Annotated in this window: 19 protein-coding genes; 12 read left to right on the top strand and 7 right to left on the bottom strand. The window is 62.8% G+C overall.

The annotated features are described in order from the left end of the window. Window positions 1-36 precede the first annotated feature (36 nt). From rfaD to ACRY_RS04570, 5 genes are read left to right on the top strand one after another with little or no spacing between them, the layout of a single operon-like run. Window positions 37-1,017, top strand: coding sequence for an ADP-glyceromanno-heptose 6-epimerase (rfaD, locus tag ACRY_RS04590; protein ID WP_011941519.1), 981 nt, complete (start codon window positions 37-39; stop codon window positions 1,015-1,017). Further along, a complete protein-coding gene (lgt, locus tag ACRY_RS04585) occupies window positions 1,014-1,844 on the top strand; it encodes a prolipoprotein diacylglyceryl transferase (protein WP_007422304.1) in 831 nt (276 codons plus the stop codon). The genes rfaD and lgt overlap by 4 nt, the downstream gene beginning before the upstream one ends. After that, window positions 1,841-2,815 (top strand): class I SAM-dependent methyltransferase, encoded by a 975-nt coding sequence (locus ACRY_RS04580; RefSeq protein ID WP_007422305.1) that lies wholly within the window; start codon window positions 1,841-1,843, stop codon window positions 2,813-2,815. The genes lgt and ACRY_RS04580 overlap by 4 nt, the downstream gene beginning before the upstream one ends. Further along, window positions 2,812-3,555 carry a peptidoglycan editing factor PgeF gene (gene pgeF, locus ACRY_RS04575; RefSeq protein WP_011941518.1) on the top strand — a complete coding sequence of 248 codons (744 nt, stop codon included), beginning with the start codon at window positions 2,812-2,814 and terminating at the stop codon, window positions 3,553-3,555. The genes ACRY_RS04580 and pgeF overlap by 4 nt, the downstream gene beginning before the upstream one ends. Beyond that, window positions 3,552-4,487, top strand: a complete 936-nt coding sequence (locus tag ACRY_RS04570) for a hypothetical protein (protein ID WP_011941517.1) — start codon at window positions 3,552-3,554, stop codon at window positions 4,485-4,487. Before pgeF ends, ACRY_RS04570 begins: the two co-directional genes overlap by 4 nt. On the opposite strand, the gene ACRY_RS04565 is transcribed toward ACRY_RS04570, so the two are convergent. Both ACRY_RS04565 and uvrC read right to left on the bottom strand, forming a co-directional pair. Further along, the gene (locus tag ACRY_RS04565) at window positions 4,417-6,633 is read right to left on the bottom strand and encodes a Hint domain-containing protein (RefSeq protein ID WP_011941516.1); all 2,217 of its coding nucleotides are present in this window, start codon (window positions 6,631-6,633) and stop codon (window positions 4,417-4,419) included. The two genes, ACRY_RS04570 and ACRY_RS04565, sit on opposite strands and share 71 nt — an antisense overlap. Window positions 6,634-6,729: 96 nt before the next feature. Continuing rightward, window positions 6,730-8,634: an excinuclease ABC subunit UvrC gene (gene uvrC, locus ACRY_RS04560; RefSeq protein ID WP_043509049.1), complete on the bottom strand. Its 1,905-nt coding sequence runs from the start codon at window positions 8,632-8,634 to the stop codon at window positions 6,730-6,732. Between the two features lie 393 nt (window positions 8,635-9,027). Here uvrC and ACRY_RS04555 point away from each other — a divergent pair, with 393 nt between their 5' ends. From ACRY_RS04555 to ACRY_RS04530, 6 genes are all read left to right on the top strand, one after another. Further along, a complete protein-coding gene (locus tag ACRY_RS04555) occupies window positions 9,028-10,419 on the top strand; it encodes a M17 family metallopeptidase (protein WP_043509275.1) in 1,392 nt (463 codons plus the stop codon). Between the two features lie 219 nt (window positions 10,420-10,638). Next, the gene (locus ACRY_RS04550) at window positions 10,639-11,028 is read left to right on the top strand and encodes a MarR family transcriptional regulator (protein ID WP_007422310.1); all 390 of its coding nucleotides are present in this window, start codon (window positions 10,639-10,641) and stop codon (window positions 11,026-11,028) included. A gap of 18 nt (window positions 11,029-11,046) precedes the next feature. Continuing rightward, entirely contained in the window at window positions 11,047-11,667 is a 621-nt protein-coding gene (locus ACRY_RS04545) for a LolA family protein (RefSeq protein ID WP_011941513.1), read from the top strand. Between the two features lie 94 nt (window positions 11,668-11,761). Next, a complete protein-coding gene (locus ACRY_RS04540) occupies window positions 11,762-12,517 on the top strand; it encodes a gamma-glutamyl-gamma-aminobutyrate hydrolase family protein (protein WP_043509048.1) in 756 nt (251 codons plus the stop codon). A gap of 28 nt (window positions 12,518-12,545) precedes the next feature. Next, a complete protein-coding gene (locus tag ACRY_RS04535; RefSeq protein WP_011941511.1) occupies window positions 12,546-13,229 on the top strand; it encodes a fumarylacetoacetate hydrolase family protein in 684 nt (227 codons plus the stop codon). Further along, on the top strand, window positions 13,226-14,029 hold the full coding sequence (locus tag ACRY_RS04530; RefSeq protein WP_011941510.1) for an exodeoxyribonuclease III: 804 nt from the start codon (window positions 13,226-13,228) through the stop codon (window positions 14,027-14,029). Before ACRY_RS04535 ends, ACRY_RS04530 begins: the two co-directional genes overlap by 4 nt. On the opposite strand, the gene ACRY_RS20155 is transcribed toward ACRY_RS04530, so the two are convergent. From ACRY_RS20155 to def, 5 genes are all read right to left on the bottom strand, one after another. Then, window positions 13,996-14,652: a hypothetical protein gene (locus tag ACRY_RS20155; RefSeq protein ID WP_011941509.1), complete on the bottom strand. Its 657-nt coding sequence runs from the start codon at window positions 14,650-14,652 to the stop codon at window positions 13,996-13,998. The two genes, ACRY_RS04530 and ACRY_RS20155, sit on opposite strands and share 34 nt — an antisense overlap. A gap of 16 nt (window positions 14,653-14,668) precedes the next feature. Continuing rightward, complete coding sequence (infC, locus tag ACRY_RS04520; RefSeq protein WP_035185014.1) at window positions 14,669-15,208, bottom strand: translation initiation factor IF-3; 540 nt, start codon at window positions 15,206-15,208, stop codon at window positions 14,669-14,671. A gap of 103 nt (window positions 15,209-15,311) precedes the next feature. Continuing rightward, on the bottom strand, window positions 15,312-16,079 hold the full coding sequence (gene truA / locus ACRY_RS04515) for a tRNA pseudouridine(38-40) synthase TruA (protein ID WP_007422317.1): 768 nt from the start codon (window positions 16,077-16,079) through the stop codon (window positions 15,312-15,314). Further along, window positions 16,076-16,981 (bottom strand): methionyl-tRNA formyltransferase, encoded by a 906-nt coding sequence (gene fmt / locus ACRY_RS04510; protein ID WP_011941507.1) that lies wholly within the window; start codon window positions 16,979-16,981, stop codon window positions 16,076-16,078. Before fmt ends, truA begins: the two co-directional genes overlap by 4 nt. Beyond that, window positions 16,981-17,547 (bottom strand): peptide deformylase, encoded by a 567-nt coding sequence (def, locus tag ACRY_RS04505; protein WP_007422319.1) that lies wholly within the window; start codon window positions 17,545-17,547, stop codon window positions 16,981-16,983. The genes fmt and def overlap by 1 nt, the downstream gene beginning before the upstream one ends. Before the next feature lie 116 nt (window positions 17,548-17,663). Between def and ACRY_RS04500 the strand changes: the two genes are divergently transcribed. Beyond that, window positions 17,664-18,167 carry an Hsp20 family protein gene (locus ACRY_RS04500; RefSeq protein ID WP_007422320.1) on the top strand — a complete coding sequence of 168 codons (504 nt, stop codon included), beginning with the start codon at window positions 17,664-17,666 and terminating at the stop codon, window positions 18,165-18,167.

The raw sequence follows: 18,167 nt of genomic DNA, 5'->3' as shown, positions 1-18,167 counted from the left end.
ATGACGGATCATCTCCGCCTCTCTATAAACGCCTCCATGATACTGGTCACGGGCGGAGCGGGTTTCATCGGCTCCAATCTCCACGCAGCACTGCACGAACGCGATCTGAACGTCGTCATTGTCGACAAGCTCCGCACAACGGGGAAATGGCGCAACCTGCGCGCTCACCCACCGGCGATGATCGTTGAACCGCGTGAACTCGGCGATTTCCTCGCCAGCCAGCCGCCACTCGATGCGGTGATCCATCTCGGCGCGATCAGCGAAACGACCGCCATCGATGGCGATCTGGTCTGGCAGTCGAATGTTGCCCTGAGCCAGATGTTATGGCGCTGGTGCGCGGCGCAGCGGTTGCCCTTCATCTATGCGTCGTCGGCCTCGACCTATGGCGACGGTTCGGCAGGCTTTGACGACGACAATGACCTCGCGGCACTGCGAAGGTTGCGGCCGCTGAACCTGTATGGTTGGTCCAAACACGCTTTCGACTTGTGGGTGGCCGGCGAATGCGCGGCGGGCCGACCCCGACCGCCGCAATGGGCCGGCCTGAAATTCTTCAACGTCTACGGACCCAATGAATATCACAAGGGCCGCATGATCTCGGTCGTCAAGGTGAAGTTCGACGAGGTCGCTTCCGGCAGCCCGGCCCGCCTGTTTCGGTCCGACCGGGCTGATATAGCGGACGGCCAGCAGTCGCGCGATTTCATCTGGGTGGACGATGTTGTCGCCGCGATCCTCTTCCTGCTCGATCATCCCGAGGTGAGCGGGCTGTTCAACCTCGGCACCGGCACTGCGCGCAGCTATGTCGATCTCGCCCGCGCAGTCTGCTCTGCATGTGGCGTCGGCGAGCGGATCGAATTCGTTCCGATGCCGGAGAGTCTGGTCGGGCAATATCAATCCTTCACCGAGGCTCGGATGGACCGCTTGCGCGCGGCCGGCTTCGACCGTCCCTTCACGCCCCTCGAACAGGGCGTCGAGGCCTATATCAGGAACTTCCTCAGCCGGCCGGATCAGTACCGATGAAAAACGTTTATGTCTGGCCGCATTTCGATCCGATTCTTGTCCGGTTCGGACCATTCGCCATCCATTACTATGCGCTGGCCTATATCACCGCGTTGGTGCTTGGCTGGCGGCTGATGCGCCGCCTCGTGCGCGAGGCGCCGGTCGTCGCAACCCACGAGCAGGTGGACGATTTCCTGTCCTGGGCAACTCTCGGCGTCGTCCTCGGCGGTCGGCTCGGTTATATTCTGTTCTATCAGCCGGTCTATTTTCTCGATCATCTGAACCGGACCTATGCCGTGTGGGATGGCGGGATGAGTTTCCACGGCGGCATGCTGGGTGTGGCGGTCGCAATCCTGATCTATTGCCGCCGGCATGGCATCGACCCGTGGCGTTTCGGCGACCGCGTCGCCGTGCCGGTGCCGATCGGCCTGTTTCTCGGCCGCATTGCCAATTTCGTGAACGGCGAACTTTGGGGACGCCCCGCGCCAGCCTGGTTTCCGTTCCGCATGATCTATCCCGAATCCGGGTCGGACGTGCCGCGCTACCCATCCGAACTGATCGAAGCCACGCTCGAGGGGCTCGTGCTGTTCATCGTTCTGCTCATTGCCTCCCGCAACGAGCGGATCCGCAGCCAGCCCGGCTATCTCGGCGGCATGTTCGTCATGGGCTACGGCATTGCCCGCACGACCGCCGAATGTTTCCGACAGCCGGACTGGTTTCTCGGCTACCTCATGTTCGGGCTGACCATGGGACAGTTGCTGTCGATCCCGATGATCGTGATCGGCGCGACGATGATCTGGCGCGCGAAATACGTCGCTCGCCGCCAGGGCGCCCTCGCCACCGCATGATCGAGCGGCTTGACGCCTTCATGGCCCGCGCCAATGCCGCTTACTACGCGAGCCGCGATCCGTTTGTGGATTTCGTGACAGCACCGGAAATCAGCCAGGTTTTCGGTGAGCTGCTCGGCCTGTGGGCTGCCATGGCCTGGAGCATGCTCGGCAGCCCGGCCCCCTTTGCTCTGGTCGAGGCCGGGCCGGGCCGCGGTCATCTGATGACCGACGCGCTCCGCGCGGCAAAGCGGGCCATGCCCGCGTTCGTCGAAGCCGCCGACATTCATCTGATCGAAACCTCGCCCCGACTGATCGGGCTGCTGAAAGACAGGCTGCCGCAGGCGATGTTCCACGCCGATCTGTCGACAATCCCGGATCAATCGATCATCCTTCTCGCCAACGAATTTCTTGATGCCCTGCCGATCCGCCAGTTCGTCCGGCGCGGTCCGGCATGGCGCGAGCGTTACGTCGCCGATGGTGCTTTCGTCGAGGCATCCGCGGAGACGGCTCTGCCAGATGCGCCGGAGGGAACGGTCATCGAGCGGAACGAGACCGCCGAGGCCTTCGTGGCCGCCCTTGCCTCGCGTATCTCCCGCCGTGGCGGCAGCGCACTTCTGATCGACTACGGCCATGATGGCGGCGCTACCGGCGAGTCCCTCCAGGCGATCATGGATGGCCAGCCGGCCGATCCGCTCGCCGAACCAGGCCGGCGGGATCTCACCGCCCATGTCGATTTTAGCCGTCTGGCCATGGCGGCCCGCAACGCGGGGGCCGAGATCCGAGGGCCAGCGGCGCAGGGTGCGTTCCTCGCAGCCTTGGGGATTCATGAACGCACTGCCCAACTCGGTCATCATGCGGGACAGGACGATGCGCTGCGCCTGCTGGCCGCAACACGGCGGCTGACCTCCCCTGAGGCTATGGGGAGCCTGTTCCGTGTGATGGCCATCTGCCCACGAGGGATGGAGCCACTTCCAGGATTTGGGGCATGATTTCGTTCGTCACCGCTTCGCTCGATGTTCCTCACGGGTTCTTCACCCGCGCGGGCGGCGTGTCTCCGGGGCCTTATGCAAGCCTAAATTGCGGCCGGTCCGGGCAGGACGATCCTGCCAACGTCGCGGAGAACCGTGCCCGCGCCGTCATGGCCATCGGCGGCCATCGCGACCGTCTGGCCGGACTGCGACAGGTTCACGGGGCGGTTGCCGTCACCTCCCCCGATCCGGAGGGGCCGTTCCACGAAGCCGACGCCATGGTGACCGACCAGCCGGGCCTCGCCCTGGGAATCATCACCGCAGATTGCGCTCCCGTGCTCTTCAGTTCCACCGATGGCAGGATCGTAGGCGCGGCCCATGCCGGCTGGCGTGGTGCCGCCGCTGGCGTTCTCGAGCAGACCGCCGCTCTGATGCGCCGGATGGGCGCTTCAAAGATTGTCGCCGCAATCGGTCCCTGCATCCACAGGGAGAGCTATGAGGTGGGATTGGACATGAGAACGGCAGTGCTCGCCAGCGGCGCTGAAAGCGAATGTTTTTTCTCGGCCGGTCGTCCGGGCCATTGGCACTTCGACCTTCCGGGTTATTGCGCCGCGCGCCTGGCGATGGTGGGCATCGACGCAGCGATCCTGCCGCACGATACGCTCAGCGATGAAACCGCATTTTTCTCCCACCGCCGCCGAACCCTGCGCGGCGAAGGCGCGGGCGGCCACCAGATCTCGATCATCATGGTGCGGTCATGAGGCGGCGGCTGCTCGTTGCGCTGCCGTTGCTGCTGGCAGGCTGCGGAACGCTTCCCCAGCCTCTTCTGGGGAAGCCCGGGGCGATGGGCGCCCGCCTTGCGGTGCCGCCACCGCCGGTCCTCATCGTCCCTCCGCCGCCGGATGCGCTCCTTGGCAACCGCGCTGCCGATGCCTACGCGCACGATCTTGCCAAAGCGCTTGTCGACCGGAATGTGCCCAGCATCGTCCGCCCGGCGCGTCCCTATGACTGGCAACTGGAAGCAACGGCGCGCACAGCGAATGCGACGGTCATTCCCGGCTTCCGGATCATCGGTCCCGGTCACAAGGAATATGGCCACCTGACAGGCGCCGAAGTGAGCGGAGCCGCCTGGGCCGCGGGGGATCCCGCAACGCTCAGGCAGGCAGCGGATGCGGCGGCGCCCGGCCTCGTGAAACAGCTTTCCGCGATCAATGCCGCCGTGCAGCAAAGCAATCCGGCGTCTCTTGAAAACCGCCCTCCCCGCGTCAGGCTCATTCGCGTGACCGGAGCGCCGGGTGATGGCAACCATGCCCTGAAACTCGATGTCTCCCGGGATCTGCCGAAACTCGGTGTGGTCATGGTCGACCACACGGCCGACGCCGATTTCCTGATCGACGGCGTCGTGAAGGTAAGCCCGGCCAACAAGGACGGCAAACCGGGCGAAAGCGACCTGGTCGAACTTGACTGGACAGTCCGGAACCGGCGCGGCGGATTCATCGGCAAGGTCTCCCAGCTTCACGATCTGAAGCCGAGCGAAATGACACCCTACTGGGGCGACGTTGCCGCCGCCGCGGCCAGTCAGGCGGCGCTAGGCCTGCGGCAGGTCATTCGCAACGCGACACTCAAGCACGATGCCTTACCGAAACACCGCAAGACGGAGCCGGCACCTCCCACACCGGCGCAACAGCCCTGACGGTGAAGGCCAGTTCGCGGGCGCCAGCCGCGTCCATCGTCGCGGTCCCGTCGGTCCAGCGGAACCAGCCATCTCCCGCATGTTCGGGACCATGAAATCCCCGGCCAAAGAATGGTGCCGCGATGTCAACCGGATCGCCGTCCAGCACAGCGTCGCATATGGCGATCCCAAGCCACCGCCAGTCCTCCGAAGCCGGGTCAAGTTCTGCCGGGCGAGAGGCGGTTGACAGCAGTTTGAGGTCGCAAGGCGCGGGCGGCAACCGGTAAATCCGGTGCCGGTCCGCCGACCAGACAGGCGCCACTGTCTTTCCATCTGCAACGACCTGGAAGTTTCCTGCCTTCTGGCGAATGCCACGTGAGGCAACCCGGTATTGCAGACCCGCCCGGATCCGCGCGAGATCCGGGCCACCGTCGACAACCGGCGCATAGAGGCGGCCGGGGTCGCGCGCCAGAGCCCCGAAGTCCGGGAACAGCGAAATGGTGGCGTCGCCATCCTCGAACTGGAAACGATTCCCGCAATCGAGATAGGTCTCCGCCGGCAGCATCTCGGCCAGAACAACGTCGTGGCTTTCCAGTTCGACATGATAATAGGTCACGGTCGGCACCGTTACCTGCCGGATGGACAGGCCGTTGATCAAACGTTTGATCTCGACCAGTGAACCGTCGATCCAGATTGCATGATCGGGCGAGAGATACAGGTCACGGCAGGGTTGCCCGACACCGAAGGCATCTTTTTCGATCAGCACGGGCAACACCGATTCCGGCACAGGATGCCGGCGACAATCAATCCGCCGCCGGCCGCGCCAGGCAATCTGCCGGACCTCTCCACGCAGCGTGATCACCTCATCCCCCTCGGAAAGGGTTTCTACTGGCCGCAGGCCCGAAGGCGTCAGCAGGCGTGTGCCGTGGCGGAAACAAGGCACAACGACCTCGAAAGTCTTCGGGTTCGTGCCGCCGATCGCCACGACGGCAAGTGGTCCAGGCGCCGTTGCAAACGTCACGTAAAGGGGTGCCAGACCGTTATTCAGGGTCAGGACATTACCCGCAACCGTTCCGCTCAGTTGCTGCGACGCGCCAAATCCGGTGATGTCGATCGTATCACCCGGCGTGAATCCTTCGACGGTACCGGAGAACGGATGCGACTGGTTGAACTGCATGAACGAGCCGGGCGCGTTGAAGTCGATCGTCGTGCCGGCGGCAACGGTGTTTGCGAAATCGACAAAACCGCCCGCGAGGTCGATCACTCCGGAGCCGGAAACCGCCGCTCCGAAATCGATCGCATCTCCAGCCTGCACGAGAAGTGTTCCGTCATTCCGGAAGGACGACGATATCGTCGAGATGCCCGCAAGATCCCACGTTGCTCCCGCCGCGATCGAAATCGTATTGAACTGCACGAATTCCTGCGTTGGATTGACGAAGGTGCCTTCCGTCGTCCCGCCAAACACGAGATCGGCGACCTGCCCGCCGATGGCGGCGCCGTCGAACGTGGCACCCGGCAGAACAGTCAGGGTATCGGTTACCGTCATCACGGCTCCGCCAGTGAAGGAAATCGCCGGGCCGGAACTGGCACTCACCAAGCCGCCCTGGACGATGTCCACATAATTCTGGCCGATGGGAACCAGAATGCCAGTCGAGCCGCCAACGGTCCCGAAATTATCGAAACTGGCGACATTGCCGAGAACCACGCCCGCGGCCCCGCCTTCGATCACCCCTCCCGCCTCATTGACGGCTACCGCCGCGCCGATCTGAAGACCGATTCCGGCGTTCCCCGCGGAGATCAGGCCGGCATTCAGCAGGGTGCTTCCCGTCACGCCGCCACTCAGCTTCACCGCATCGCCAGAGGCACTCGCGAGGGTTCCGCTGGCCTCGTTCTGGATGTCGAAAGCACGACCCGACGTGGACAACACGGCATCGCTCGCGGCGGTCACCAGGCCATGATTGTCGATTTGACCGCCTGCAAGAAGCAGAACTCCTCCGTCATCTGATGCGGCGATTGTCCCGGTCACGTCGATTGTCCACGTCAGGGGCGCCACGAGGGCATTTCCCCCAGCCACGTCGATGATGCCTTCGATGGCCACCGGGTCGGCATACTGCGCTGACGATAGGGTAACCCCGGAGAGCACGGTGCCGCTGATCGTGTCTGACATGACCACTCCTTAAGGTGCATCAAATGCAAAATACAACTCTATGGTTGTATTTAACATTAAACCTTAAGTTGTGTCGATGAAATTTTTAACCCGCCGTCAATCTTTCCGGATTCCTCCTGCGGGAAGATCGTCAAATCGAGCATCCGGGTTGAAATAGCCGTAAATCAGTCGGGCCGTCGTCCGGTTTATGCCGGAGACAGCTTCCAGATCCTTCAATCCGGCCTGGCGCACGCCCCGTGCCGAACCGAAATGATTGAGCAGGGCCTTCTTTCGCGCCGATCCGATACCAGGAATGCCATCTAGCTCACTCGTGGTGATTTTGCGGCTGCGACTCGCTCGATGGGTCGTGATCGCATAGCGGTGCGCCTCGTCGCGCAACCTCTGGAGAAAATAAAGCACGGGGTCACGGGGCGGCAGTTGAAAGGGAGAACGGTCCGGCAGATGAAACCATTCACGCCCCGCGTCACGATCGGGCCCCTTGGCGATCGCGACCAGCGGAACATCGCTTACCCCGAGTTCGTCCAGTACCGCGCGCGCCGCCGATAATTGCCCGGCGCCGCCATCTATCACGACAAGATCCGGCCAGGTGCCATCTTCACGCGACGAGTCTTCGGCCGTCGCCCGGACAAAGCGACGCGTCAGCACCTCGCGCATCATTGCGAAATCGTCGCCCGGCGTGATCGGCCCCTTGATCGAGAAGCGCCGATAAGCCGGTTTGATGAAGCCCTCGGGACCGGCAACGATCATCACACCATAGGCATTGGTGCCCATGATGTGAGAGTTGTCGTAAACCTCGATCCGTTCCGGATTTCCCTCAAGACCGAACAGAGCGGCCGTCGCCGCAAGCAGTTTTTCCTGCCCCGCGGACTCCGCCAGCTTTCGCTCGAGTGCTTCCCGGGCATTGGTTGCCGCGTGCTCGACGACATGGCGCTTCTCACCGCGCTGCGGCACCGCAAGTTCAACCTTGTACCCTGCCTTGAGACCAAGCGCATCCTTGAGTAGGTCGGCCTGGGGGACGGTGTTGCTGAGCAAAATGAGAGGAGGCGGTGTCTTGTCGTCATAAAACTGGGCAATGAACGCACCGAGTACATCGCCCGGCGTGGCTCCCTGGGCCTGGGTGGGAAAAAAACTCCGGTTGCCATAATTCCGCCCGCCTCGGATGAAGAAGACCTGAAGACAGGACTGACCCGCCGCCTGATGGATCGCGATCACATCGGCATCGCCAACACTTTCGGGGTTGATCACGTCACCGCCGCGAATGTGCGCAAGGCCACGGATGCGATCCCGGATCGCCGCCGCACGCTCGTATTCCATGACGTCCGCGGCAGCTGCCATTGCGGCGGCCAGATCGTGCTGCACCGTCCCCGCGCGGCCGGACAGAAAATCACTCGCCTGGCGGACCAGCGCCCCATAGGCCTCGGCATCGATGCGCCCGACGCACGGAGCCGAGCATCGCTTGATCTGGAACAGGAGGCAGGGCCGCGTGCGATTGGCGAAGACCGTATCGGGGCATGTACGGAGCAAAAAGACACGCTGCAGCGCCTGGATCGTCTGGTTCACCGACCACGCCGAAGCGAACGGCCCCCAGTAGCGCCCCTTGCGCACTTGTGCGCCGCGGTGCTTCGCGAGTTGGGGAAACTCCCCATCCTCCGTGATCACCAACCAGGGATAGGATTTGTCATCCCTCAGCAGGATATTGTATTTAGGCTTCAACCTCTTGATCAGATTGGCTTCAAGAAGCAGCGCCTCGGCTTCCGTATGGGTGGTGATGATCTCGACGGTGGAGGTTTCCGACACCATGCGCCGCAACCGTTCGGGCAAACGTGCGATCTGCGTATAGGTCGTGACTCTTTTCTTCAGGCTACGCGCCTTGCCGACATAAAGCGCGTTTCCGGAGAGATCGAGCATCCGGTATACGCCAGGCGCCGCCGGCATGGAGACGAGCGCGCCTGAGATCACTTCAATCCCCTTTGGCGCGGGTCGCTGGGTATCACTCATCATCCTGGTCCATTGGCACCGAAAGGTTGTGGATAAGTCTGTGCATGGTTTGCAAGAATGGAGATGTGACTGACCAGTCAACCCCTCTCAGGAAATTTACGGCCCGATCCGATGATCTCTCTAAGTCTCTGATATTAAAACATTCCAGAATTGCCAAAAGTAAAAAAAAGAGGCCTGTGGAAGATGACATCGGAGTTATATGCGTCACATCCAGGAGTGGACAACTTTCCGAACGAAATGATCCAATGTTTTCAGCCTGCTGCGACCGGGCATTCAGGCTTCGATCGATGTCGGTCAAGAGTTGCCGATCACCTGCGGTTTCCGGCATTCTCGCACCGGATTTGCGGCTCAGCAACGACGTGACCGATACGCCTGTTGTAACTTGCGGAAACCATGATGATTCTCCCTCCTGATCCCCAGACATCACATTCCGGTCCCAGGCTACCGATCCGGGCGCTGCGTCCGGATGCCGTGGAACCGTTTCTCGCCACCACAGATACGCCGACCGCAGCATCTGTCCGCATGCAGGGATTTACGGGGCAGGCCTCTGCGGTGGTTCTCCTACACGGCCCGAATGGCTGTTCGGGGGCATTGCTCGGGCTTGGCGACCGACCTACCCAGGCCACGTTCGGCGATTTGCACACGAAGTTGCCGCCGGGCGCCGAATGGTCGCTGCTGCCAGGCGACTACGATCCTGGCCAGGCATGGCTTGGAATTGCCTTGGGCACCTACCGATTCGAGCGGTTTCGTAGGCCGCGGCCTCCTCTGCCTCGGATTTCGGTCGACCACGCGCCCGACCGGGCCCGGCACCTCGCGTCCGCGATCTGCTTCGCGCGCGACCTCATCAATACACCAGCCAATCATCTCGGCCCTTCCGATCTAGCCGATGCGGGAACCACCCTGGCGGAACGCTACGGCGCCGCCGTCAGGCGAATCAGAGGCGCGGAACTTGAAGACGGATATCCCGCGGTGCACGCGGTGGGCGCCGGTTCAGAGCGCCCACCGGAGGTCCTGCAGTTCAACTGGGGCAGCGACAGTTCTCATCCGCTGATCTCGCTTTGCGGCAAGGGAGTTTGTTTTGATTCCGGCGGTTACGACCTCAAGCCGAGCGCCGCAATGTTACGGATGAAGAAGGATATGGGCGGCGCCGCAATTACCCTCGGAGTCGCGCAGGCCGTGATGGCGCTGAATCTTCCGGTTCGGCTCGATGTGCGGATCGGCTGCGTTGAGAACAGCGTGTCCGGACACGCGATGCGCCCCCTCGACATCATCCGCACGCGCGCGGGCCTGAATGTGGAGGTAGGCAACACCGACGCCGAGGGCCGACTGGTCCTGGCCGACCTGCTAGCCGACGCAGCCGACGCAAAGCCCCATTGGCTGATCGATTTCGCGACGCTGACGGGGGCGGCCCGCGTTGCCCTCGGGCCGGATCTGCCGGCACTTTTCTCGAATGATGATGCGCTCGCCAATGGGCTCTTAGCGGCGGGCACGGCCGCCGATGATCCGCTCTGGCGCCTGCCGTTATGGCAAGGTTACGAATCCTGGCTGGACAGCCCAACCGCTGACCTGAATTCGGTCGCCTCGAAGCCGTTCGCCGGGGCGATCATCGCAGCCCTGTTCCTGCGCCGCTTCGTCCCCTCCGGAACGCCCTGGGCACATATCGACACCTACGCGTGGAACGACTCTACCAGAGCGGGAAAGCCTGAGGGCGGCGAGGCGCAGGCCCTTCATGCCACTTTTGGCGCCATCGAAGCCCTTGCCAGCGTATCGACCACGAAACGGCCTTGATAATGACCTATGAATTAAGGCAAATATTCGGCAATGGAATTGCAATGTTTTCATGTTTCAATGTCTTGTGCGTAAGCTTCAGGATTCATAATTGATCTCAGGTTGTCCTCCTGAGACAAGGCTGCACGTAATTCGATCGTCCCTTTTTGGGAGGCCTGAGACCGCCAGTTCCCTCTGGTGATCATGAGCGTCAGACAACCGGAGAGGAGAAAAAGTTGCATGGGCCAGCAAATGAATTCTGAGGAGCTCGTCGGGGTTCTACGAGACACGATCGTTGCTCTGGTGAGACGTGAGGGGGTCGACCTGTCGGCACGACAGCTCGGCGTATTCCTCACTTGTTATCTGAATGATGACGCTCACACCGTCCGCGGGCTTGCGAGCGAACTCAACGTGTCGAAGCCCGCCATCACCCGGGCCCTCGACCGTCTGTCCGATCTCGACCTCGCCCGCCGGAAGGTCGATCCGTCGGATCGCCGCAGCGTTCTGGTGCAGCGCACGACCAAAGGTTCGGCTTTTCTGCGGGAAATCCGTAGCGTCATGACCGAGGTGACAAGTGACGGACGCAGCCGTCCGGAGCAGACGAGCCGCCGTTCGGTCGCGGCAAACTGAGTGGAATACGGGAACGGAATGATTGCCAGAAGAGCTTTGCTGGGCATTGCCGCAACCTGCGTTGCGGCATCCTTTTCCCCTGCGTGGTCGGCCCCCCTTTCGTCCGGCCACACACAGCAGGTCCTGGGTAAAGTTCTCGATTACCTGAACAGCCTGAAGACCGTCACCGCCCGCTTCATGCAGGTTGGCCCCGATGGTTCCGTCCGAACCGGCACCGCCATCGTGCAGCGCCCTGGGAAAATGCGGTTCGAATATGACAAGCCGGACCCTCAACTGCTCGTCGCGGGCTTCGGGTTGCTTGTGTATCACGATCCGCAGCTGGACCAGACAACCAACATTCCGCTGTCGTCCACGCCTCTCGGCATCCTCCTCGCCAAGCACATAACCTTCGGCGGCGATGTCAAGCTCCTGCGCGTCTCGACGCCACCAGGGGAAATCCAGGTCACGCTGACGCGGGCGGGCAGGGAAGCGCAGGGCCACATCACCCTCGTCTTCTCGACCAATCCGATCGAGTTGCGGCAATGGCGGCTTACCGACGCTCAAGACCGCGTGACCCAGGTCAGCTTGTACGACCTGAAGCCGGCCGCACCGTTCCCCGACAAAACCTTCGAATTCGTTCCCGGCTACAACACGAACTGAACCCGTGGAAGCCCAGGCGGCAACCACGGCCGCAACTCTGGCAGTCCCCAGCGCGATGCTGACACGGCGTTCCGGATTTGCGAGAAAGTCGAGCATGATATCGCGGTCATCGAAACTGATCGGCATTTCCTGTTGCCGAAAGCTCTTCGGCGTTTTCGGAATGCTCAATCATGCGGCCTCGGACACATATGTCCGGGCCGTCGACCTGGTCATCGGTGGCGTCCCTGTTCTGATTCCGGCCAATGGCGACCGTTCGCATGTCAACACCCTGCTTGACCGGCTGGACGGGCTGATCCTGACCGGCAGCCGCAGCAATGTGGCGGCGGTGTTCTACGGCGGCCCACCGCAACCGCCGGACGACGCGCCCGAGGATCCGGAACGAGACCGCGTGACGCTGCCGCTTGTCCGTGGCGCGGTCGCACGGGGCCTGCCGGTTCTGGCCATCTGCCGCGGCCTCCAGGAACTGAATGTCGCCCTCGGCGGCACGTTGCATCAGCGATTGCAGGATCTGCCGGGGCGCATCGACCATTCGACGCCGATGCAGCCACACGCCCCGGTGCGAACCGGAAAGGCCCATCACGTCACGTTGCGCTCCGGCGGACGTCTCGCCCGGATCGTGGAAAGCAACCTTCTCTCCGTCAATTCCCTTCACAATCAGGGAATCGACCGGCTGGCCCCCGGCCTGCTGGTCGAGGCCCGCGCCACGGATGGAACCATTGAAGCGGTGACAGGGACCGGTCCCGGCTATCTGGTCGGTGTGCAATGGCATCCGGAATATGATTTCGAACATGATGCGGCATCCCGCCGCATTTTCGAGAGCTTCGGGGCCGCCGTGAACAAGGCGGTCTGATCAGTCACAATAAAGGCAGGAACAGAATATGTCCGAATTCGTGATCGCACCGCCGGCAATACCGGCTGTTCCCGTTGCGGGCGGTGGGCTCTTCCCGGTCCGACGCATCTTCTGTGTCGGCCGCAACTACGCGGCGCACACGCGGGAAATGGGGGGCGATCCGAATCGCGAGCCGCCGTTCTTCTTCACCAAACCCGCCGATGCGATTGCGCTGGGCGACAGCGTCCCCTTCCCTTCGGCAACGCAGAACCTTCATCACGAGATGGAACTCGTCGTGGCGCTGGGCGCAGGCGGCCGGGATATCCCGTCCGACGCGGCGCTGGCCCATATCTATGGCTATGCGGCCGGCGTAGATCTGACCCGCCGGGATCTGCAGGACGAAGCAAAGTCGCTTCGCCGTCCGTGGGACATGAGCAAGGGTTTCGATCTCTCTGCGCCGATCAGCCTCATTGTTCCGGCCGCACAAATTGGTCATCCTGCTGCTGGCCGCATCTCCCTCGCGGTGAATGGCGAGCAGCGCCAAAACGGCGATCTTTCCGACATGATCTGGCCGGTCGCCGACATTATCTCGTTCCTTTCGTCCCTCGTGGAACTGAAGCCGGGCGATCTGATCTATACCGGCACGCCCGATGGCGTCGGCCAGATCCAACCTGGCGACCGCGTTTACGGCGTCATTGATGGCGTCGGCGAACTGGAATTCACCCTCGCATGACCGCTCTGACCGTCGCGACCTGGAACATAAATTCGGTTCGACTCCGTCGGGATCTGCTGCACAGTCTCATGGATCAGGCCGCGCCCGATATCGTTTGCCTGCAGGAAACCAAGGTCCCCGACGACCTTTTCCCGGAAGACCTCGGCACGGCACTCGGTCTGCCTCATGTGCTCAAACGCGGCATGAAAGGTTATAACGGCGTTGCGATCCTCTCCCGCCTTCCGCTTACAGCGGTCGAGGATACGCCCGACTGGTGCATGAAATCGGACTGCCGGCACATTGCCGCGCGAATCGATACCGGAACCGATCCGCTTGTGCTGCACAATTTCTACGTCCCTGCCGGCGGCGATATCCCTGATCGGGCAGAGAACCCGAAATATGGGCACAAGCTCGATTTCATTGCGGAAGCCCGCGACCACTTCGCAATGAACCGCCCGCATCGCACCATGCTGGTGGGTGATCTGAATATCGCGCCGCTGGAAAACGATGTCTGGAGCCACAAGCAGTTATTGAACGTCGTTAGCCATACGCCGCCGGAAACCGAGGGTCTGAACGCCTGGCGGACCGAAGGTTTCATCGACGCCATCCGGCATTTCGTCCCCGATGACCAGAAGCTTTTCACCTGGTGGTCTTATCGGAACAGGGACTGGCGGGCCTCCAACAGGGGCCGGCGACTCGATCACATCTGGGTCTCGACGGACCTGATCGGCAATCTGGCGCGCCATGCCATTCTTCAGGACGCCCGGGACTGGGAACGCGGTTCCGATCACGTCCCGGTGGTGTTGACCCTCGACCTGTAGAACTCGAGCGCGCGCTGCAGAGTCCGGCGCGCGGCGGCGGCTTCACGGCCAAGCGCGATCAGATCCGGGATCTGCGCGGGCCGGCGGAAAACGCTTTTCAGGACCTGTTCGATGGAGATTCGGCCGTCGGGGCCGAGCGCCACGAGGGCAGCCGGCGGCAAACGCCGTCGCGCGGGATCGGCAATCGCGCGCAATACGGCAAAATCCAGACCGTACTCGGCGGCAACACGCGCAACGGCCGCTGATTCGAGATCGATTGCGGCAGCTCCGGTCGACGCGAACAGCACCCGCTTGTGTTCAGGGGTCACGGCCACGCTCCCGCCACCGATCAGGGCATCCACAGTCGCCCCCCCGAACATCTCCGTCAGCCGGAGCTCGCAAGAATACGTAGCCTTTTGTGAACCAAGGACCTTTCGCGGCACAAGAAGCGTTCCCGCCGCAAGGCCCGGATCCAGTCCTCCGGCAAGACCAAAGCTGATCAGCGCCGAAACCGCTTTGTCCTGAGCCAGAGTTCGGGCAGCATGCAGGGCACCGTCAGGAGTTCCGCCGCCGACAACCACCCTGGCTCTTACCCCACGCAGCAGGGCGGCTTCCGCAGTCAGTCCAGTCACAAAACCCAGCATGACGCTGCGCGGGTGCTCAGCGCGGGCTGAGCACCATGATCATCTGACGGTTTTCCATCTTCGGCATCTGCTCGACCTTGGTATCGGTTTCCATATCGAGTCGGATGCGCTCAAGCACCTTCACGCCGAGTTCCTGATGCGCCATTTCACGCCCGCGGAACCGCAGCGTGACCTTCACCTTGTCCCCATCGCCGATAAAGCTCTTCATGGCGCGCAGCTTCACCTGATAATCGTTCTCGTCGATGTTCGGGCGGACCTTGATCTCCTTGATCTCGATCACTTTCTGCTTCTTGCGCGCCTCGTTCTTTTTCTTCTGCTGCTCGTACTTGAACTTGCCATAATCGAGCAGCTTGCAGACCGGCGGGTCCGCGTTCGGGCTGATTTCAACGAGGTCCAGTCCCACCTCGCCGGCGCGGCGCTGCGCCTCTCTGGTGCTCATCACACCCAGCATTTCACCATCCTGGTCGATGAGACGGACCTGGGGCACACGAATGTCTTCATTGACGCGCGGGCCTTCGCGGCTGGGCGGGCTCGGCGGAACGGGTAGTCTGGCTATGTCGCTCTCCTGTCGTTGTGGAAGAAACGCGAATACGAGATCTTCGCTCTAGACGATATCGGGCTGTCAAGGCAACAGAACAAGCGCCATCCCCATCGGGGGGTCAGTTCCGCGGGAACGGATCAACCTCGTAGCGGACCGCGACCAGCACCAGCCCATCCGGCGGTGCGGTCGGCCCCGCCGCCGAACGATCTCGCGCCGCGAGCGCCTCGGCCACGCGACCGACGCGCCAGCGCCCCTCACCCACCAGCTTGAGTGTTCCAACCATGTTCCGCACCTGGTGGTGAAGAAAACTGCGTGCCTCCGCCTCGATCACGACCGTTTCGCCGTCCCGCCGGACATCGAGCCGATCGAGCGTGCGCAGCGGCGAATTCGCCTGGCACGAGCTGGCCCGGAAACTGGTGAAATCGTGGCGTCCCAGCAGCGACTGGGCCGCTTCGTGCATGGCCGGAGCATCAAGCGGCGCCTTCACGTGCCAGACGAACCCATCCCGCAGGGCCGGCCGGGCGGATCGATTAAGAATCAAATAGCGATAGGCCCGCCCGATCGCCGAAAATCGCGGACTCCACGCCGCCGACGGCGCAGGCGCCGCCTCGATTACCGCCACCGCGTGCGGCTTCATGTGGAAATTCAGCGCTTCGCGTACCGCCCGCGCATCGAGCCGGTCCGGTAGTTCCAGCGCCGCGACCTGTCCAGCGGCATGAACACCGGCATCGGTGCGGCCAGCAACCACGCTGTCAGGCACATCGCCGCCACATAGCCGGGATGCGGCCGTCTCCAGCACTTCCTGCACCGACAGCCCGTTCTCCTGGCGCTGCCAGCCCACAAAGCCCCGGCCGTCATATTCGAGCCTGAGCGCCCAGCGCCTCACCCCAGACGCGTCCCGATGGCGACCGGATGGCCGCGCAGGAACGCCTCGGCCTGCATTGCGGCCCGCCCCGCGCGCTGAACAAGAGTCGGCCGTATCGCAGCATCGCCGCAGGCAATGGCCAGGCGGTCATCAAGCACCGTTCCCGGTTCGCCCTGCCCCGCCGCCGGTTCGGCGCGGATAATCTTGAGCGCCTCGCCGTCGAGCCGCGTCTCCGTTCCCGGCCAGGGCCGGAATGCCCGAATCCGCCGCAGAATCACTGCGGCAGATGCCGACCAGTCGATCTCCGCGTCCGCCTTCGAGAGTTTCGGAGCATAGGTCACCCCCCCCTCCGGTTGCGGCACAGGCGGAAAATTCCCGTCAAGCACCTTGATGACCAGCGCGGCACCCAGATCGGCGAGCCGGTCAAGCAGATCCACCATTGTATCCTCAGGGCCGATCGGCACCGCTTCGGCCAGCAGCGTCGCCCCGGTGTCGAGCCCCTCATCCATCTGCATGATGGTCACGCCGGTCTGCGCATCCCCCGCAAGAATCGCGGCATGGATCGGCGCGGCTCCACGCCAGCGCGGCAGCAGACTCGCGTGGATATTGATGCAGCCGCGTCGCGGGGCGACCAGCATGTCCGCTGGAAGAATCTGTCCATAGGCGGCGACGACTGCGGCATCGAGGTCGAGCGCGCGGAAATAGGCCCGCTCGGCATCGTCCCGGCGCAGGCGCTCCGGCGTCCGCACCGTCAGGCCGAGCGCCTCCGCAGCCTCATGAACCGGGCATTTGTGAATGCGATGGCCCCGCCCGACCGGTCGCGGCGGCTGGCAATAGACCGCGACGATATCATGGCCCGCCGCATGCAGCGCCCGCAGCGCCGGCACCGCGAATCCAGGCGATCCCATGAACGCGAGACGCATCAGCGTGCCGGCTTCCGCGCGGCCTTTTCGCGCAGATCCTTCGCGAGCTTGCGCAGGATCATGTTCCGTTTGAGCGCCGACAGATGATCGACGAACAGGACCCCGTCGAGATGATCGATCTCGTGCTGGATGCAGGCCGCCAGCAACCCGTCGGCATCGATCGTTCGCTTCTTGCCGTCCTCGTCCTCGAATGCCACGCTGATCTGCCCCGGCCGGATCACCTCGGCATACTGACCCGGCAGCGACAGGCAGCCCTCCTCGCGCGAGACGAGTTCTTCGCTCCGCGCCGTGATCTCGGGATTGATCATGACCATCGGCTGCTTCTGGTCGTCCGGCGCCAGATCCATCACCACCAGACGCAGCGACACGCCGATCTGCGGCGCAGCGAGGCCGATACCCGGCGCGCGATACATCGCTGCGAACATCCGCGGCACCAGTTCCGCCACGTCGTCACGGTCCGCGCCGACCACACGGCGCGCTTTCATCCGCAGCCGCTTGTCGGGAACAATCAGGATCTCCGGGATTCCGGCATCCGCAATATCGGTCGTCGCACTCATGGCCGGCATGTAGCCCCGCCGCCGCGCCCGATCAATCGGTACTTGCAATGGACGCGATTTATGCCCATTTCGGAGGTGCGAAACGCCGTCCGGGTTTCGCTTGTCTCGCTCGAAAGGAGGAGGCTTTGACAACTCGCGTTTTTACTTCGCCCTTGTTTCTGGGCTTTGATCATCTTGAACAGGTGATCGAACGTGCCGCCAAGACGTCGTCGGAAGGGTATCCGCCCTACAACATCGAGCAACTCAGCTCGACAAGCCTGCGGATCACCATCGCCGTTGCCGGTTTCACGATGGACGATCTCCAGATCACGCAGGAAGACAACCAGCTGGTGATCCGGGGCCGCCAGAACGACGACATGCAGGGGCGTATCTTCCTGCATCGCGGAATAGCCGCGCGTCAGTTCCAGCGGGCTTTCGTTCTCGCGGAAGGTATCGAGGTCAAGGGCGCCTGGCTCGATAACGGGCTCCTGCATATCGACCTCGCCCGGCCATTGCCGGAAGCGAAGATCCGCACGATCGCCATCAAGAAGGGAGCAGGCGGCCAAAACGGCGCCAGCTCAGCACGCACGCTCGACAGTGATGCAGTTGCGTCGCGCATCGTTGGGCGTGAACTTCAGGAGGGTTCCTGA

This window comes from Acidiphilium cryptum JF-5, from assembly GCF_000016725.1.
Classification (GTDB): Bacteria; Pseudomonadota; Alphaproteobacteria; order Acetobacterales; family Acetobacteraceae; genus Acidiphilium; species Acidiphilium multivorum.
Note: the sequence above shows the minus strand (reverse complement) of the source record. Positions and strands in the feature narration are given on the sequence as shown.

Bases quoted from the DNA above. Each gene is read 5' to 3' on its own strand.
- uvrC (WP_043509049.1), bottom strand. From the start codon at position 8,634: ATGATGAGTGATACCCAGCGACCCGCGCCAAAGGGGATTGAAGTGATC.
- ACRY_RS04570 (WP_011941517.1), top strand. From the start codon at position 3,552: ATGAGGCGGCGGCTGCTCGTTGCGCTGCCGTTGCTGCTGGCAGGCTGC.
- rfaD (WP_011941519.1), top strand. From the start codon at position 37: ATGATACTGGTCACGGGCGGAGCGGGTTTCATCGGCTCCAATCTCCAC.
- ACRY_RS04540 (WP_043509048.1), top strand. From the start codon at position 11,762: ATGATATCGCGGTCATCGAAACTGATCGGCATTTCCTGTTGCCGAAAG.
- fmt (WP_011941507.1), bottom strand. From the start codon at position 16,981: ATGCGTCTCGCGTTCATGGGATCGCCTGGATTCGCGGTGCCGGCGCTG.
- lgt (WP_007422304.1), top strand. From the start codon at position 1,014: ATGAAAAACGTTTATGTCTGGCCGCATTTCGATCCGATTCTTGTCCGG.
- ACRY_RS04545 (WP_011941513.1), top strand. From the start codon at position 11,047: ATGATTGCCAGAAGAGCTTTGCTGGGCATTGCCGCAACCTGCGTTGCG.
- ACRY_RS04550 (WP_007422310.1), top strand. From the start codon at position 10,639: ATGGGCCAGCAAATGAATTCTGAGGAGCTCGTCGGGGTTCTACGAGAC.
- ACRY_RS04530 (WP_011941510.1), top strand. From the start codon at position 13,226: ATGACCGCTCTGACCGTCGCGACCTGGAACATAAATTCGGTTCGACTC.
- def (WP_007422319.1), bottom strand. From the start codon at position 17,547: ATGCCGGCCATGAGTGCGACGACCGATATTGCGGATGCCGGAATCCCG.
- ACRY_RS04580 (WP_007422305.1), top strand. From the start codon at position 1,841: ATGATCGAGCGGCTTGACGCCTTCATGGCCCGCGCCAATGCCGCTTAC.
- pgeF (WP_011941518.1), top strand. From the start codon at position 2,812: ATGATTTCGTTCGTCACCGCTTCGCTCGATGTTCCTCACGGGTTCTTC.
- ACRY_RS04555 (WP_043509275.1), top strand. From the start codon at position 9,028: ATGATTCTCCCTCCTGATCCCCAGACATCACATTCCGGTCCCAGGCTA.
- ACRY_RS04565 (WP_011941516.1), bottom strand. From the start codon at position 6,633: ATGTCAGACACGATCAGCGGCACCGTGCTCTCCGGGGTTACCCTATCG.
- ACRY_RS04535 (WP_011941511.1), top strand. From the start codon at position 12,546: ATGTCCGAATTCGTGATCGCACCGCCGGCAATACCGGCTGTTCCCGTT.
- ACRY_RS20155 (WP_011941509.1), bottom strand. From the start codon at position 14,652: ATGCTGGGTTTTGTGACTGGACTGACTGCGGAAGCCGCCCTGCTGCGT.